The 17251-nt window shown below is 63.8% G+C and carries 14 protein-coding genes; 1 reads left to right on the forward strand and 13 read right to left on the reverse strand.

Annotated elements, in window-relative coordinates; all coding sequences use genetic code 11:
* Nucleotides 1-67 precede the first annotated feature (67 nt).
* From bktB to B0G83_RS15800, 10 genes are all read right to left on the reverse strand, one after another.
* On the reverse strand, nucleotides 68-1252 hold the full coding sequence (gene bktB / locus B0G83_RS15755) for a beta-ketothiolase BktB (RefSeq protein WP_105508319.1): 1185 nt from the start codon (nucleotides 1250-1252) through the stop codon (nucleotides 68-70).
* Nucleotides 1253-1324: 72 nt separating this feature from the next.
* Nucleotides 1325-2275 (reverse strand): sugar kinase, encoded by a 951-nt coding sequence (locus B0G83_RS15760; protein ID WP_105508320.1) that lies wholly within the window; start codon nucleotides 2273-2275, stop codon nucleotides 1325-1327.
* A 3-nt stretch (nucleotides 2276-2278) separates the two neighbouring features.
* Nucleotides 2279-3670: a 30S ribosomal protein S12 methylthiotransferase RimO gene (gene rimO / locus B0G83_RS15765; RefSeq protein ID WP_105508321.1), complete on the reverse strand. Its 1392-nt coding sequence runs from the start codon at nucleotides 3668-3670 to the stop codon at nucleotides 2279-2281.
* Nucleotides 3671-3961: 291 nt separating this feature from the next.
* Nucleotides 3962-4984: a tRNA-dihydrouridine synthase gene (locus B0G83_RS15770; protein ID WP_105508322.1), complete on the reverse strand. Its 1023-nt coding sequence runs from the start codon at nucleotides 4982-4984 to the stop codon at nucleotides 3962-3964.
* Between the two features lie 217 nt (nucleotides 4985-5201).
* A complete protein-coding gene (gene phaR / locus B0G83_RS15775; protein WP_105508323.1) occupies nucleotides 5202-5822 on the reverse strand; it encodes a polyhydroxyalkanoate synthesis repressor PhaR in 621 nt (206 codons plus the stop codon).
* A 133-nt stretch (nucleotides 5823-5955) separates the two neighbouring features.
* A complete protein-coding gene (locus tag B0G83_RS15780) occupies nucleotides 5956-6696 on the reverse strand; it encodes a 3-ketoacyl-ACP reductase (protein ID WP_105508324.1) in 741 nt (246 codons plus the stop codon).
* Between the two features lie 217 nt (nucleotides 6697-6913).
* Nucleotides 6914-8095 carry an acetyl-CoA C-acetyltransferase gene (locus B0G83_RS15785; protein ID WP_105508325.1) on the reverse strand — a complete coding sequence of 394 codons (1182 nt, stop codon included), beginning with the start codon at nucleotides 8093-8095 and terminating at the stop codon, nucleotides 6914-6916.
* A gap of 103 nt (nucleotides 8096-8198) precedes the next feature.
* Nucleotides 8199-10046, reverse strand: coding sequence for a class I poly(R)-hydroxyalkanoic acid synthase (gene phaC, locus B0G83_RS15790; RefSeq protein WP_105508326.1), 1848 nt, complete (start codon nucleotides 10044-10046; stop codon nucleotides 8199-8201).
* 645 nt (nucleotides 10047-10691) lie between these two features.
* A complete protein-coding gene (pgeF, locus tag B0G83_RS15795; protein ID WP_105508327.1) occupies nucleotides 10692-11549 on the reverse strand; it encodes a peptidoglycan editing factor PgeF in 858 nt (285 codons plus the stop codon).
* Nucleotides 11546-12823: an RluA family pseudouridine synthase gene (locus B0G83_RS15800; protein WP_105508328.1), complete on the reverse strand. Its 1278-nt coding sequence runs from the start codon at nucleotides 12821-12823 to the stop codon at nucleotides 11546-11548. Before B0G83_RS15800 ends, pgeF begins: the two co-directional genes overlap by 4 nt.
* Nucleotides 12824-12861: 38 nt before the next feature.
* Between B0G83_RS15800 and B0G83_RS15805 the strand changes: the two genes are divergently transcribed.
* Nucleotides 12862-13722, forward strand: a complete 861-nt coding sequence (locus tag B0G83_RS15805) for an outer membrane protein assembly factor BamD (RefSeq protein ID WP_105508329.1) — start codon at nucleotides 12862-12864, stop codon at nucleotides 13720-13722.
* 95 nt (nucleotides 13723-13817) lie between these two features.
* Here the strand turns inward: B0G83_RS15805 and rlmD are convergent, their stop codons facing one another.
* The 3 genes from rlmD to rpoS all read right to left on the reverse strand — a co-directional run bounded on the left by rlmD (nucleotide 13818) and on the right by rpoS (nucleotide 17250).
* Complete coding sequence (rlmD, locus tag B0G83_RS15810; RefSeq protein WP_105508330.1) at nucleotides 13818-15236, reverse strand: 23S rRNA (uracil(1939)-C(5))-methyltransferase RlmD; 1419 nt, start codon at nucleotides 15234-15236, stop codon at nucleotides 13818-13820.
* 150 nt (nucleotides 15237-15386) lie between these two features.
* Nucleotides 15387-16163 (reverse strand): 3'-5' exonuclease, encoded by a 777-nt coding sequence (locus tag B0G83_RS15815; RefSeq protein ID WP_105508331.1) that lies wholly within the window; start codon nucleotides 16161-16163, stop codon nucleotides 15387-15389.
* A gap of 4 nt (nucleotides 16164-16167) precedes the next feature.
* Entirely contained in the window at nucleotides 16168-17250 is a 1083-nt protein-coding gene (rpoS, locus tag B0G83_RS15820; RefSeq protein WP_105508332.1) for an RNA polymerase sigma factor RpoS, read from the reverse strand.
* Nucleotide 17251 lies beyond the last annotated feature (1 nt).

Consider the following 17251-nt stretch of genomic DNA (forward strand, 5'->3'; position numbering starts at 1 on the left):
CTTCCTCGTTGCTTGCTACCTGCTCGCAAACGTCGCGAGCTTCAGATGTCCAATCGCGGACGCGGACTCAGATCCGTTCGAAGATCGCCGCGATCCCTTGTCCGCCGCCGATACACATCGTCACCAGCGCATAGCGGCCGCCGACGCGCTGCAGTTCATACAGCGCCTTCACGGTGATCAGCGCGCCGGTCGCCCCGATCGGATGTCCGAGCGAAATGCCCGACCCGTTCGGGTTCACCTTGGCCGGGTCGAAGCCGAGCTCCTTGCTGACCGCGCAGGCCTGCGCGGCGAAGGCTTCGTTGGCTTCGATCACGTCGAGATCGGCGACCGTCAGACCTGCGCGCTCCAGCGCCTTGCGGGTGGCCGGCACCGGACCAATGCCCATGTACGCCGGATCGACGCCCGCATGCGCATACGACACCAGCCGCGCGAGCGGCTTGATGCCGCGCTGCTCGGCGACACCGCGCTCCATCAGCACGACGGCTGCGGCGGCGTCGTTGATGCCCGACGCATTGCCGGCCGTGACCGTGCCGTTTTCCTTCGCGAACACCGGTTTGAGTTTGGAGAAGTCGTCGGGCGTGGCGTTCAGGCGCGCATGTTCGTCTGTGTCGAACACGACGTCGCCCTTCTTCGACGGGATCGTGATCGGCAGGATCTGATCCTTGAAGTAGCCGTTCGCGATCGCATTCGCCGCGCGGCGATGCGATTCGAGCGCGAGCGCGTCCTGCGCTTCGCGTGAGATGTCGTACTTGCGCGCGACGTTCTCGGCGGTCACGCCCATGTGGATCGACTGGAACGGGTCGTTCAGCGCGCCGACCATCATGTCGACGAGACGCGCGTCGCCCATGCGCTGGCCGAAGCGCGCGGCGGGCATGGAGTACGGTGCGCGGCTCATGTTCTCCGCGCCGCCGCCGATCGCGATGTCGGCGTCGCCGAGCAGCACGCTTTGCGCGGCCGAGATGATGGCCTGCAAGCCCGAGCCGCACAGCCGGTTCACGGTCAACGCGGGCGCGTGCTGCGCGACGCCGCCGTTGATCGCGGCCACGCGCGCCAGATACATGTCTTTCGGCTCGGTATGCACGACATTGCCGAACACCACGTGCCCGACTTCGTCGCCCGACACGTTGGCGCGCGCCAGCGCTTCACGCACGACGCGCGCGCCGAGATCGGTCGGCGGAAAATCTTTCAGACTGCCGCCGAAACCGCCGATTGCCGTACGCACACCGCTTACCACCACTACGTCTCGTTGCATCGCTCGCTCCTCTTCTAGTCTCTCAAGATAATCTTGCCGGGGGCCCGCCGCGCCTTGCTCTGAAGCGCGCCGTCAGCCTGCCAGCCGTTGTTCGACGACCGCCCGCGAAGGAATCGGCGCGACCGCGCCGTAGCCTTGCGTGGACAGCGCCGCGGCGACGTTCGCATAGCGCGCCGCGGTGAATGGATCGTCACCCGCCACGACGCGCGCGATAAACGCACCGCCAAAGCAGTCGCCCGCGCCGGTGGCGTCGACGGCGTTGACCGCGAAGCCCGGCACGACGCGCCGCTCGTCCGGCGTGGCGATGTAGGAGCCTTCCTTGCCGAGCTTGAGCGCCACCACGCGTGGACCGTGCGACAACAGGAAATCGACGATCTCGTCGCGGCCGGTCAAACCGGTGAGGTCGGTCACGTCGTCCCAGCTCGGCAGGCAGATATCGGTCTGGCGGATCGCCTCGAGCATGACCGCGCGAGCTCGCGCCAACGGCCACAGCTTCAGACGCAGGTTGGTGTCGAAGCTCACGCGCACGCCATGAGCACGCGCGTGCGCGATCGCTTCCAGCGCGGCGTCGCAGGCGCTCAGGCTGATCGCGAGGCTGATTCCGGACAGATGAACGACCTTGGCCCCGGCAATCGCGTCGAGAGGCAGGTCGTGCGGCGCATAACGGCTCGCGGCGGAACCGGCGCGCAGATAGTCGAACGCGTGGCCCTCAGGACCGTGCGACACGAAATACACGCCGGTGGGCGCATGCTGATCGACCTTGACCTGTGCCGTGTCCACCTGCTCGCGTTCCCACAGATCGATCAGCAAACGACCGAAATGATCCGCGCCGACCGCGGACACGAAACCGGCTCGCGCGCCTTGCCGCGCGGCGGCGATGCAGAAGTTCGACGTATCGCCGCCGAAGCCTTGCAGATAGTTCGGCTGATCTTTCGCCGACTGGTTGAATTCGATCATCGCCTCGCCGAGCGCGAGGATCTCGGGAGTCCCTGCCGGCTGGGCAGCGGTTGCGCTAACCGTCATTGCTTAAACCTCGCCCCACAGGTCGTGGCCGTCGGCGCCGGTGATCTTCACCGAGACGAAATCGCCGACCTTGTAACGCTTCGACGCCTTGGTGGTCGGCGCGATATACACGACGCCGTCGATCTCCGGCGCGTCTGCCGCGGTGCGGCCGATGCCGCCGTCGGCGTTGATTTCGTCGACCAGCACTTTTAGCGTCTTGCCGACCTTCTTCGCGATGCGCTTCGCCGAGACTTCTTCGGCCACTTCCATGAAACGCGCGCGACGCTCTTCGCGGACTTCGTCGGGCAACGCACCGTCGAGTTCGTTGGCCGTGGCGCCTTCCACCGGCGAGTAGGCAAAGCAGCCGACCCGGTCCAGTTCCGCCTCGCGGATGAAATCGAGCAGCGTCTGGAACTGCTCTTCGGTCTCGCCCGGGAAACCGGCAATGAACGTGCTGCGGATCGTCAGATCCGGGCACATTTCGCGCCACCGCTTTACACGCTCCATGACCTTCTCGGCGTTGGCCGGGCGTTTCATGCGCTTGAGCACTTCCGGATGCGCGTGCTGGAAAGGCACGTCGAGATACGGCAGCACGTGCCCCTTATACGGGCCTTCGGCCATCATCGGAATCACTTCGTCGACGCTCGGGTACGGGTACACGTAATGCAGGCGCACCCAGGCGCCGTATTGCGCGGCGAGTTCGCCGAGTGCGCCGACGAGATCGGTCATGCGCGTCTTGATCGGCTTGCCGTTCCAGAAGCCCGTGCGATATTTGACGTCGACACCGTACGCGCTCGTGTCCTGCGAAATCACCAGCAGTTCCTTCACACCAGACTTGAACAGGTTCTCGGCTTCGAGCATCACGTCGGCGACGGGACGCGACACGAGGTCGCCGCGCATCGACGGGATGATGCAGAACGTGCAACGATGGTTGCAGCCTTCGGAAATTTTCAGGTACGCGTAGTGGCGCGGCGTGAGCTTCACGCCGGCGGCGGGCACCAGATCGACGAACGGATCGTGCGGCTTGGGCAGATGGGTATGCACGTGCTGCATCACTTCGCCCAGCGCGTGCGGGCCGGTGACGGCCAGCACCTTCGGGTGCACTTCTTCGATCAGGCCGGAACCGCTCGCGCTTTTCTTCGCGCCCAGACAACCAGTCACGATCACCTTGCCGTTTTCGTTGAGCGCTTCGCCGATCGCGTCGAGACTTTCCTGCACCGCCTCGTCGATGAAGCCGCAGGTATTGACGACCACGAGGTCCGCGCCGTCATAAGTGCCGGAGATCTCGTAACCTTCGGCGCGCAGCTGGGTGATGATCTGCTCGGAATCGACGAGGGCTTTCGGGCAGCCGAGGCTGACGAACCCGACCTTCGGAGCTGAAGCGGTCGGCGCGGCGGGGGAAGTGGTCTGCGACATAGGGTGGGTCCGGCGTATAGCGGTGACGGTAACGACAAATGGGGACGGTGCGATACGGCCCGCGAGGCGGCAACACAGCCCCGGGCGAACGCCCGCACACGCAACCCACCATTGTACCGTGCTGGCGGATGGGTGTTCGCGCGCTAACTGAGCGCCGCGTGCGCGCCAAGCGGACCACGCTCTTGTTGCCACTGCAAATAAAAACAGCCGCTTAAGCGGCTGTTTGGCAATCCAGCACCGTATTGTCGCCGAGTCGTCCCGTTCGACGATCGATCAGGCAGGGCCGAGTCGTTATGGGATCGCAAGCAACGAAGGCTCGCCTGTCAATACTGCGAATGGCGTAGGGTCCGGCGCGAAACCCTTGCGCGCCAGCGACGCCTCGATCACCTCGAGAATCTCCCTCGAATCCTGCAGCCGTCGGATCGACGCATGCAGTTCGACGGCTTGCGACCAGGTGCGTTTCAGATAGCTCAGCCACATCTTGACGCGCCCGTGCTCGTGAAGATGCGTGGCGCGAGCCTGCAATTTGCGCAGATATCCGGCGATATAACCCAACACGACCTGCCATTCCTCATCGGAAGGATTACGTGCCATCAGGCCGCGTATGCGCAACGCCAGAAACGGATCCGACACCGCGCCACGCCCGATCATCACGTCCTCACAGCCGCTGACGAGCCGGCATCGCTCCCAGTCGGCCACCGTCCAGACTTCGCCGTTTGCAATGACCGGCACGTCGACGGCGGCGTCGATCGTGGCGATCCACTCCCAGTGGGCCGGCGGCCGGTAACCGTCGTCGCGGGTCCGGGCGTGCACGACCAAAGACGCCGCGCCCGCTTCCGCCAACGCCACCGCGCAGTCGATCGCGAGCGACGTATCGGACACGCCCAGGCGCATTTTCGCGGTCACGGGAATCTCCGCGGGCACTGCCGCGCGCACAGCCGAAACGATTCGATGCAGCTGTTCAGGGTCGCCCAGCAGCATCGCCCCGCCGCCGTGCTGATTGACGATTTTCGCGGGACAGCCGAAATTCAGATCGACGCCATGCGGCGACAGCCGTGCGGCACGCTCCGCGTTCGCGGCCATCCATTCAGGATCGCTACCGAGCAACTGGATCACCGTCGGCGTGCCGCCGAGGGTGCGGCCGCCGTGCAGAATTTCGGGCGCTTCCCGTTCGTAGACGCGATCGGGAAGCAGCGAGCCCGTCACGCGGACGAACTCGGAGACGCACCCGTCGAAGCCGCCCGTGCCGGTCAGGACGTCACGCAGCACATAATCGGCGACCCCTTCCATGGGGGCGAGAAACAGCCGGCTCACAGCGAGACGAGCGCCACGTCGACGCAGCGCTGTTGCCGGAAACCGGTGGGAGTGGGACATCCACGAAACATGAGATCGACCGTTGCAATGGGGAGGAAGTTGGCGGCCAGAGCGCCCTCTCCGAAGAAAATGCCCCACACACGCAGCCCGCGATTGTACCGCGCATACCGCGCGACACCTTGCGTCCGCGGCCGACCTCCACCCTTGCGCGGCTCGCTTACTTCTTCTCCGGCTCCGGATTGGTTTGCGGATTGGCCTGCGGATTACCTGGCGTCGTGCCGGCGTTGACCGGACCGCCCGGCGTAAACGGGAACGTCGCGAACATCGACTTCGCCTGGTTCTGCATCTGCTCCTGCATCTGCACGAACATGTTCTTCGACTGCTCGATGTAGCTGGTCATCATGCCCTGCATCATCGGCGCCTGCATGTTCATGAATTGCGACCAGACTTCGGGGTTCATCGCCTTGCCTTCGTACAGATTCTTCGACTGGTCGGCGAGCTTCGCCTGAATGTCGATGAAGGCCTGGATGTTCTTCTCGAGATACGTGCCCATCATGCCCTGCATCGCATGACCGTAGAAGCGGATGATCTGCGACAACATCGACGACGAGAACATCGGCAAGCCACCGCTTTCCTCGTCGAGAATGATCTGCAACAGAATGGCGCGCGTCAGATCCTCGTTGCTCTTGGCATCGATGACCTTGAAATCCTCCTGATCCAGCACGAGTTGCTTGACGTCAGTCAGCGTGATGTACGTGCTTGTCTCGGTATCGTAGAGCCGACGATTCGGATATTTCTTGATCAGTCGTTCGGCTGTTTTCTTTGTAGTAGTAGTCATGTAACGCCTTTGAGCGCGAGTTGAGCGCGGAAACGGCGTCATACCGGCTGCGCAATCGGGCCATTGCGCAGCGAGACGCCGCCGGAACCATCTGAGCCATGGCGCGCTGCCTTGTGAGCGGCGCGCCGGTGACTCAGCCCATATGCAAACCACCATTCAGCGAGAAATCAGCGCCCGTCGAGAAACCCGATTCTTCCGACGCGAGCCACGCGACGATCGAACCGATTTCGTCCGGTTGGCCGAGACGGCGCACCGGAATCGTCGCGACGATTTTTTCCAGCACGTCCGGCCGGATCGACTTGACCATATCGGTGCCGATGTAGCCCGGCGACACGGTGTTGACCGTCACGCCCTTGGTGGCCACTTCCTGCGCCAGCGACATCGTGAAGCCGTGAATACCGGCCTTCGCGGTCGAGTAATTGGTCTGGCCGAACTGGCCTTTCTGACCGTTCACCGACGAGATGTTGACGATGCGCCCAAAGCCGCGCTCGACCATGCCGTCGATCACCTGCTTGGTGACGTTGAACAGGCTGGTCAGGTTGGTGTCGATCACCGCCGTCCAGTCTTCGTGCGTCATCTTGCGGAACACGACGTCGCGCGTGATACCGGCGTTGTTCACCAGAATGTCGATCTCGCCGACTTCGCTCTTGACCTTGTCGAACGCGGTCTTGGTGGATTCCCAATCACCGACGTTGCCTTCGGACGCGATGAAATCGTAGCCCAGCGCCTTCTGCTCTTCGAGCCACTTCACACGGCGCGGCGAGTTCGGGCCGCAACCCGCGACCACCTTGTAACCTTCTTTGTGCAGCCGCTGGCAAATGCTCGTGCCGATGCCACCCATCCCGCCCGTTACGTACGCAATTCGCTGTGTCATAAACCACACTCCGTTATCGTTTTCGAGGCACCGACCGGCGCCTCTTCCCTCGCCTGATACTTCATCTCCGCTGCCGCCGGGCGACCGGCCGACGAGGCCATTTCAGCCACACGCTTCCTGCTGCCCTGCGGCGCGCGGCATCCCTACGTGACGCGGGCCCGGCGCCTCATGGACGCCCGCCCCGCGCGACACCTGCCTGCTGAACCGCCTCGAACGCTTAATCGCGCTCGATCGCCAGCGCGACGCCCATGCCGCCGCCGATACACAGCGACGCCAGACCCTTCTTCGCGTCGCGCTTCTGCATTTCGTGCAACAGCGTGACGAGAATCCGGCAACCGGACGCCCCGATCGGATGACCGATCGCAATCGCGCCGCCGTTCACGTTGATCTTCGACGTGTCCCAGCCCATCTGCTGATTCACGGCGCACGCCTGGGCGGCGAAGGCTTCGTTGATTTCCATCAGGTCGAGGTCGGCCGGCGTCCAGCCCGCGCGCTCGAGACAGCGGCGCGAAGCCGGCACCGGGCCCATGCCCATCACCTTCGGATCCAGACCCGAGGTGGCGTACGCCTTGATGCGCGCGAGCGGCTTGAGGCCGAGCGCTTCGGCCTTCTTCGCCGACATCACCAGCACGGCGGCGGCGCCGTCGTTCAAACCCGACGCGTTGGCGGCCGTCACCGCCCCTTCCTTCGAGAACGCCGGCTTCAGGCCCGACAGCGACTCAGCCGTCACGCCGTGGCGCACGAATTCGTCGGTCGCGAAACGCAGCGGCTCGCCCTTGCGTTGCGGAATCTCGACCGGCACGATTTCGTCGTCGAAACGGCCGGCCTTCTGCGCGGCTTCCGCCTTGTTCTGCGACGCCGCCGCGAACGCGTCCTGCTGCTCGCGCGTAATGCCGTATTCCTTGGCGACGTTTTCCGCCGTCACGCCCATGTGGTACTGGTTGTAGACGTCCCACAGGCCGTCGACGATCATCGAGTCGACCAGCTTCGCGTCGCCCATGCGGAAACCGTCGCGCGAGCCCGGCAGCACGTGCGGCGCGGCGCTCATGTTTTCCTGGCCGCCGGCAATCACGATGTCGGCGTCGCCCGCGATGATGGCGTTGGCCGCCAGCATCACCGACTTCAGGCCCGAGCCGCACACCACGTTGATCGTCATGCCCGGCACCGCATTGGGCAGGCCCGCCTTGATCAGCGACTGACGCGCCGGATTCTGGCCGGAGCCCGCGGTCAGCACCTGACCCAGAATCACTTCGCTCACCTGCTCGGGCTTCAGACCGGCCCGTTCGAGTACGGCACGAATCACCGTGGCGCCCAGCTCGGGCGCGGCGACCTTCGCCAACGACCCGCCGAATTTGCCTACTGCCGTACGCGCGGCCGATACGATCACAACATCAGTCATTTCTCTATCCTCCGGGCAAGCCAGCCAACTGCGCCGCAGCCCGTCAAGTTAAAAATATCGTTGCCCAATCTCGCAGTACTTGCGCTGTGACACGCGTTCAAACCTACTCCCTTTGCCGCACATAACGTCCGGGCGCCGGCTCGATGACCGGATAATCCGCCGAACCGGCCGCCGCGCGCGGTTTAACCTTTTTGCCGCCGTACTGGTCGAGCCACGTGGTCCATTCGGGCCACCAACTGCCGGGGACTTCAGTCGCCGCATCGAGCCATGCGTCGGCACTCTCCGGCAGTGCCTTCGCCTCGCCTTCCAGCATCCAGAAATTGCGCTTTTTCTTGGCCGGCGGATTGATCACGCCCGCGATGTGACCCGACGCGCCCAGCACGAATTTCAACGGCCCGCTCAGCAGCGGCACCGACGCATACGCCGTTTGCCACGGCACGATATGGTCTTCGCGTGAACCGTAGATGAAGGTCGGCACGTCGATCTTCGACAGATCGACCGGCTCGCCGCAGGTGGTCAACGCACCCGGCTCGCGCAGCCGATTCTCGAGGTACGTATTGCGCAAATACCAGACGTACATTGGGCCCGGCAGGCTGGTCGAGTCGCTGTTCCAGTACAGCAGATCGAACGGCACCGGCGTGCGACCTTTGAGGTAGTTGTCGACGACGTAGTTCCACACCAGATCGTTCGGCCGCAAAAACGAAAACGTGTTGGCGAATTCGATGCCGCGCATCAGTCCCGGCGCCGTGCCGCTCTTGCCGCCGATGCTCTGCTCGCGCATCTGCACGTGCTGCTCGTCGACGAACACGTCGAGCACGCCCGTGTCGGTGAAGTCGAGCATCGCGGTGAGCAACGTCATGGACGCGGCCGGATGCTCGCCGCGCGCCGCGGCCACGGCCAGCGCAGTGGCGAGCATCGTGCCGCCCACGCAGAAGCCGAGCGTGTTGATCTGCTCACGGCCGCTGATCTTGCTGACCGTTTCGATGGCGCGCAGCACGCCCTCGCCGATATAGTCGTCCCACGTTTTATGCGCGATCGATTGATCCGCGTTGCGCCACGAAATCAGGAACACCTGGTGCCCCGAGTCGAGCCCGTGCGCGACCAGCGAATTCTCCGGCTGCAGATCGAGAATGTAGAACTTGTTGATGCAAGGCGGCACAATCAGCAACGGCCGCTCGCGCACGGTGGCCGTGCGCGGCTTGTACTGAATCACCTGCATCAGCTCGTTTTCGAACACGACCGAGCCTTCGGTGTTCGCGAGGTTCTCGCCGACCACGAAACGCGATTCGTCGGTCTGCGAAATCTTGCCGCGCTGCAAGTCGCCGAGCAGGTTCATCACGCCCTGGCGCAAGCTCTCGCCCTTGCTGTCCAGCAAGGTTTTTTGCGCTTCCGGATTCAACGCGAAGAAGTTGCTCGGCGAGGCCGCCGCGGTCCACTGCTGGACCGCGAAACGGACCCGCTCGCGGACCTTCGGTTCGGTGTCGAGCGCGTCGACCATTTCCTGCAGATAGCGCGCGTTCAGCAGATACCAGGCGGCGGTAAACGCGTAGGCCGGCGCCGCGCTCCATGCTTCGGAACTGAAGCGGCGATCCTTGAGTTCGGGAGCCTTGACAGCCGACGACGTGGCTTGCTGGATCAACTCCATCGCCTCGCGCGAATAATCGGCCTGCAGTTTTTGCAGGCGCTCCGAAGGAATCGCGGCGCTGGGAATATTCAAACCGGCGAAGGACGGCAGCGACGGCATGCCGCCCGCGGCCAGCTTGCTGAAGTCGGGCATGCCGGGGAACGACGGCATGGTCGGCAAACCGAATCCCGCCATGGGCGGGACACCCATTTGCGGCATGTCAGGAATGGAGGGCATCTGCGGCATGGCGAACGGCAAGCCGTTGCCGCCGGCCTGCGCACCGACCGAACGCCATGCATTCATCCACAGATCGAGTAATTGCTGCATGCCTGCGGCCGGCGTTGCACCGCTCGTACCGGCCTGCTGCGTCTGCTCCTTCGAGGAGTCCGTGCTGGGGGAAGCTGAGGAATGTGATGCTGCCATGCCTGCTTTTGACCGGTAAGTCCTTGCGGACGGGTTGAGAGGCAGGTTCGTGCGCAAGTGGGCGATTGCTCGCGACCTCGTCACGCCCTGTCCTGCACGAGGAGCCGTGAGGAACATTCTTGCTCCCCATCGCAAGGCATGTCAATGCTTGTTCCCGATTTTGCCGCAGTGCGATAGTTTTTTAATTATCGTTTTCCCTGTGTAGAAGATCGCGCTTTTGCGGCATGAATGAACCGAAGTGTTAACAAGCGAAAAAAGCTCCCATGGAGCATGGGCTTATGTGTGTCTATCCGTTCACGTGTGGCGCTTTTTGGCGGCAGTTTTGCGCTAGCGCAGAGAATTCCGGCAGTGCAGCAAAATTGCCGGCCGCGTCTCCGAATAAACCCTCATACGCAGGCCCGCAGGAACGGGCAGCGTGCGTTCCGGCAGGCTGCCCGGCGAGCCTCAAATGCAGCACGCCCGCATGATCGCGCCGGTGAAACGCGGCGTGGCCATGCGGGCGTGAGCGGTTGTTTTTTGCAGCTGAACTAGCCGGCTTTTGCCGCTGAACTAGCCTGCAATCGCATTTGCCTGATCGTCCAGCCAGATCAGCGCGGCCATGCGGCCGGTCTCGCGATCGCGGCGATAGGAATAGAAACGATCACGTTGCGTGACCGTGCAAAGATCGCCGCCGACCACGCGCGTCACGCCGAGCCGTTGCAAACGCAAACGCGCCAGGGTCGGCAGGTCGGCGAGATATTTGCCGGGATTCAGCGGATGCTCGACGAACGCATTAGCGGTCGCGTCGCGTTGTGCGCTGTCCACGCCATTCATGAAGGCGTCACGCACGTCTGCGCCGACCTCGAATTCATTGGGTCCGATCGATGGTCCGAGATAAGCGTGCAATGCACCGGTCTCGACACCCGCGAGTTCGGCGACGCGCTGTGCCGTCTGTTCGACGATGCCCGCCGCCAGGCCGCGCCAACCCGCGTGCGCCGCGCCGACCGCGCGGCCCGCTTCGTCGCAGAACAGCACCGGCATGCAGTCGGCCACCATCACCACGCACACGGTGCCGGCGCGGTCGGTGACGCTGGCGTCGGCGCGCGTCGGCGTATCGCTCGCATGACGCTGCGCCAGTACGTCTTCCGCTCGCACGATCCCCGCGCCGTGAATCTGCTCGAGCCACGCGGCCTCGCTCACGCCAGCGAGCGTCAGCAGCCGCGCGCGATTGATCGCGACCACGGCAGGATCGTCGCCGGCTTTCATGCCCAGGTTCAGGCCACCGGGCTGCGCCGCGCCGTTCCGCCAGCGACCGAACGGCGGCAGGCTCACGCCGCCGTTACGCGTGGTGACCAGCGCGCGCACGCGCGGCGACACGTTCCACGCGGGCTGCACGACATCGGCAAAGCTCAGTTCCGGCACGGTCATGCGTGATCGTCCTTGTCGTGGTGACCGGCTTCGTCCTGATCGTCGTGGTCGTGTTGATCGTCGTCGTGGTCGGCGTCGTCGTCGGGCGACGCGTCGTAATCGTCGTCCTCGTAGTACGTCTCGTCGAACTCGCCCGCGTCGTCGCGCCCGAGACCCAAGGCCACCGACAGCGCCTCCATGTCCTCCGGCACATTGGCGCGCCAGTTCATCGTGCGGCCGGTCTTCGGATGCGTCAGCCCCAGCCGCCACGCATGCAGCGCCTGACGCGCGAAGCCGCCGGGCAACGGCTTGACCGAGCGCTTGCCGCGCGCGTGGCCATACACCGGATCGCCCAGCAGCGGATGCCCGATATGCGCGCAATGCACGCGAATCTGATGGGTGCGGCCGGTTTCCAGATCGCAGGTAATCGCGGTCACCGGCTGGCGCTCCCAGATCGCCGTTTCGACGCGCCGGAAATGCGTGCGCGCCGGTTTGCCCGTCGCGCCCGTCACCACCGCCATGCGCGTGCGTTCGCGCGGATCGCGGCCGATCGGTGCGTCGATCGTGCCGCTCTCCGGCATGTTGCCCCACACCAGCGCGAGATAACGGCGCTTCACCGTGTGGGCCTGCAACTGGCGCACCAGATCGGTTTGCGCTTCGAGCGTGCGCGCCACGACCATCAGCCCGGAAGTTTCCTTGTCGAGCCGATGCACGATGCCCGCGCGCGGCAAGCCCGCGGCCGCGTCACCGTAGCGGTATAGCAGGCCGTTCAGGAGCGTGCCGCTCCAGTTGCCGGCAGCCGGATGCACCACCATGCCGGCCGGCTTGTTGATGACCACCAGCGTATCGTCTTCGTAGACGATTTCGAGCGGCACCGGCTCCGGCGTGAACGCGAGCTGTTCGGGCAGCAGATCCGGCACGAGTTCGATGGTCGCGCCGAGCGGCACCGGCTGACGGATCTTCGCGGGCTTACCGTCGATCCGCACGCGCTCCGCCTCGATCCAGCTCTGCAGCCGGTTGCGCGAGAACTCGGGGAATACCCTCGCCAGCACCTTGTCGAGCCGGTCGCCGGCCATTTCGTCGGGCACGACGATGGAGCGCGGGGCCTCGTCCGTGACGCGATTGGCGACCGTCGGCACGAGGCTTTGCGGGTCGACGGCGTCGAGCGCGTCGCTGCCGAGATCGTCGTCGAGGGAATCGACGCCCAACGCGTCGGAGGGGTCAGCGCTTACGCTATAATCTTTGTTGCTATTCCCGGCACCGGTTGCGGTACCTGGAGTATTTGAGCGGGTCATTGAGTCTGGGTCACCTGGACGTAAAGCTAGACTGGAAAATGCGAGCCTTGAACACCATCACTAAAGCGGCGATCAATTTGGCGGCCATCAAGAAGGCGGCCCGTAAAGTGGCCGGATACATTGCGTGTGCCGCAGCCGTCGCCGTTGTTGCGGCTTGTCACGGCCTGCCGGAGAAGACCGACGAAACAGCGGCGTGGAACAACAACAAATTATATACGGAGGCGAACGACGCCTTGACCGGTGGTGATTTCGGCAAGTGCGCGAAGTACTTCGAAATGCTCGAAGGGCGCGACCCGTTCGGCCACTTCGCGCAGCAGGCGCAGATTAACGTCGCATACTGCAACTGGAAAGATAACGAAAATGCCGCCGCCGACCAGGCGATCGACCGCTTCATCCAGTTGCACCCGGATCACCCGGACATCGCCTACGCGTACTACCTGAAGGGCATGATCCACTTCAACGACGACCTCGGTCTGTTCGGCCGCTTCTCCGGTCAGGACATGAGCGAACGCGATCCGAAGTCGCTGCGCGAGTCGTATGACGCGTTCAAGGTCGTGGTCGACAAGTACCCGAACAGCAAGTACGCACCGGACGCCGCGCAACGCATGCGCTATATCGTGAACGCGCTGGCGTCGCACGAAGTCCACGCGGCGGATTACTACTACCGCCGTGGCGCGTATGTCGCCGCGATCAACCGCGCGCAACTGGCGCTGACGCAATACAAGAACGCGCCGGCTATTGAAGACGCACTGCACATCATGATGCTGTCGTATCAGAAGCTGAACCAGCCGCAACTGGCCGACGACACCAAGCGCGTCCTGGCCGGCACCTTCCCCGACAGCCCGTACATCACGGGTCATGCACGGCCGGGCAAGGAAAAGTCGTGGTGGCAGTTCTAAGCCGCACCACGGCACGCTGTCATTCAGCGTCAGCCTGAATAAAAAAAACGCCACGACTTAGGTCGTGGCGTTTTTGTTTGTGCAGCCCAGCTTGCTCAGTCCCGCTCGAACAACGCAATCGACTCCACGTGTGAAGTATGCGGGAACATGTTCACCACACCCGCCCCCACCAACCGGTAGCCGGCATCGTGCACCAGCAGCCCGGCATCGCGTGCGAGCGTTGCGGGCGCGCAGGACACGTAGACGATGCGCTTCGGCAGCGGCCCATTGCCGCTTTGAGCAATCTCCGCGAGCGCACGGGCAACCGCCAGCGCGCCTTCGCGCGGCGGGTCGATCAGGAATTTGTCGAAGTGGCCGAGCGCGCGGAAGTCTTCGGCGGTGACTTCGAACAGGTTGCGGCACGCAAACGACGTATGTCCCGCCACGCCGTTCAGCTCGGCATTCTCCAGCGCGCGCGAGGTCAGCGCCTCGCTGCCTTCGATCCCCACGACTTCCCGCGTAATCCGCGCGAGCGGCAGTGTGAAATTACCGATCCCGCAGAACAGATCCAGCACTCGGTCGGACCGTGCCGGCGCCAGCAGCCGCAACGCGCGGCTGATCAGCACGCGGTTGATCGCGTGATTCACCTGGGTGAAATCGGTCGGTTTGAACGGCATGCGGATGCCGTATTCCGGCAGCGTGTAGTCGAGCTGCTGGTCGAGCGGATAGAACGGCGCGGCCGTCTCCGGGCCGCCCGGCTGCAGCCACCACTGCACCTTGTGCTGGTCGGCGAAATCGCGCAGCACCTGTTCGTCGGCCTCGGTAAGCGACGCCAGGTTGCGCAGCACCATGGCGGTGACCGACGACCCCACCGCCAGCTCGATCTGCGGCATCCGCTCGTAGATGGACAGCTTGCGGATCATGAAGCGCAGCGGCATCAACATGGCCGAAATATGCGGCGGCAGCACCTCGCAGGTTTTCATGTCGGCGATATCGCTGCTTTTCTTCTCGTGAAAGCCGATCCGCATGCCGCCCTTTTCGTGCAGAAAACGCACCGCCAGACGGGCGCGATAGCGATAGCCCCAAGCCGGGCCGTGAATCGGCCGGAACACGGTTTCTGGGCGCAGCTTCGCCAGATGCTGCAGATTGTCTTCGAGCACGCGCTGCTTGACGGCGACCTGCGCGCGGATATCCAGATGCTGCATCGAACAGCCACCGCAACTCTCGAAGTAGCGGCATTTTGGCTGAGTGCGGATCACGCTTTCGCGCAATACCTGGACGACCTCGGCCTGCTCGAATTTCGCCTTGCTGCGATGCGTCGAATAGCTGACGCGCTCACCGGGGAGTGCGCCTTCGACAAAAATCACCTTGCCGGGCGTGCCGTCTTCGGTCTCGACGCGGCCGACGCCGCGCGCTTCCATATCGAGCGAAACGATTTCGATGATCGGCTCATTGCCGGTGATGACGAGTGCGGGCGCCGGACGGGACGGCTTCTGTCGCTTCGGCGAGCGACGATGGGGGGCAGTTCGGGACACCTGCGACTTCCTGACAAACTTGGGGGGAAGGCGAGATTGTAGACGAAGCGCCCGCCTCGTTAAGGATTCGGGAAACGAAGCGGGCACAAAGCGGGAACGAAGCGGGCACAAAGCCGGAAAAGAAGCAGAAACGCCGGGCGGCCTACCCGCCTACTGCCCGAACGCCGCCAGATACTCGGCCCATTGCGGCGCCGCCTCCTGCGCGAGCGCATTTTTCACCAGGTTGATTTCATCGGCATATTCTTCGGCCGAAAACGCACCGCGAATCAACTGGAACCGGCAATACAGCAGATACGTATTCACGACGTCGGTCTCGCAGTAATTGCGGATTTCTTCGATCCGCCCTTCCTGGTAAGCGTGCCACACCTGGCTGCCGTCCATGCCCATCTTGCCGGGGAAGCCGCACATCTTGGCGAGCGCGTCGAGCGGCGCATTGGCCCGCGCCTGGTACATGGCAAGCACGTCCATCAGATCCGTGTGGCGCGCATGGTAGCGGCTGATGTAATTGTTCCACTTGAACTCGCGGTCGTCCTCGCCAAGATCCCAGAAACGCGGCGCGGCAATGCCGTTGACCAGCGCCCGGTAGTTCAGCACCGGCAGATCGAAGCCGCCGCCGTTCCACGATACGAGCTGCGGCGTGTACTTCTCGATCACGCGATAGAACGATTGCACCAGCGCGGCTTCGCCGTCTTGCAGCGTGCCGAGCGAGCGCACGCGGAAGCCGTTGTTGTCGCGGAAGACGCAGGAAATCGCCGCGACCCGTTGCAGGTGATGCGGCAGGAAATCGCCGCCGGTCTTTTCGCGGCGCGCGGCGAACGCGTGCTCGGCGACTTCGGCGTCGCTCAGTGTGTCGGGCAAATCGTCGAGACGGCGAATGCCGGCGACATCGGGAATCGTCTCGATGTCGAATACAAGAATCGGTGTCATCAGTCTAGAGAACGGCGTCCTTGCGAACGCCATTGGAGGCGAAGAAGCGCTTCAAACGCACCAGCGCTTCCTGTTGGATCTGGCGCACACGCTCGCGCGTGAGGCCCATTTCGTCGGCCAGTTCTTCGAGCGTGGCGGGTTCGATGTGATTGAGCCCGAAGCGGCGCTCAATTACGTGGCGATGCTTGTCCGACAGCCGCGCGAGCCACGCCCGCGTCAGCGTTTCCAGCTCGCGATGCTGGACTTCGGCGTCCGGCGACTGGCTTTGGTCGTCGGACAGCAGATCGAGCAGGCTGCTAGCCGGATCGAGATCGAGCGGCGCGTCCAGCGACGCGGTGTGCTCGTTCAACGCGAGGATGTCGGTGACTTCGTCGGTGGTCTTGCCGGTCAGATAGGCGATGTCGTCGATGCTGGCGTCGCGGCGCTCCGCCGCTTCGCCGGAGTTCATTGAATTCTTTTCCAGATGGCGCTTGGCGCGCAGCACCTGATTGAGCTCGCGAATCACGTGAACAGGCAAACGCACGGTGCGCGCCTGGTTCATGATCGCGCGCTCGATGCTCTGGCGGATCCACCAGGTCGCGTAAGTCGAGAAGCGGAAGCCGCGCGTCGGATCGAATTTTTCGATTGCGTGCATCAGGCCGAGATTGCCCTCTTCGATCAGATCGAGCAGCGGCACGCCGCGGTTCAGATAACCCTTGGCAATGCTGACCACGAGCCGCAAATTACGCTCGATCATGACCTGGCGCGCGTCGAACTCACCGGCCTTCGCAAGGCGTGAGTATTTCTGCTCTTCCTCGACGGTGAGCAGCGGCTTAACGCTAATACGGTTCAGGTAGTGCTGAATGGTGTCGGCCGTCAGCTCGGCTTGCAACAACGCGCGGAAATCGTCGGCGTCGGGGGCTGCTTCTGTGGTGCTTTCGCGGGCGTCGCCGCCCTCTTCCGCGCCGCTCTGACGTTCGTCGAGATCACGTTCTTCGGCGATCTCTTCTTCCACTTCCGAAGCGCCGCTTTCGTCCACCGAAGCGGATACAGCTTGGCTGGTCTTTCCAGACTCGGCTTGCGGCGGGCGGCGCTTCGATTTCGGCATG

This window comes from Paraburkholderia sp. BL21I4N1 (assembly GCF_002973525.1).
Classification (GTDB): Bacteria; Pseudomonadota; Gammaproteobacteria; order Burkholderiales; family Burkholderiaceae; genus Paraburkholderia.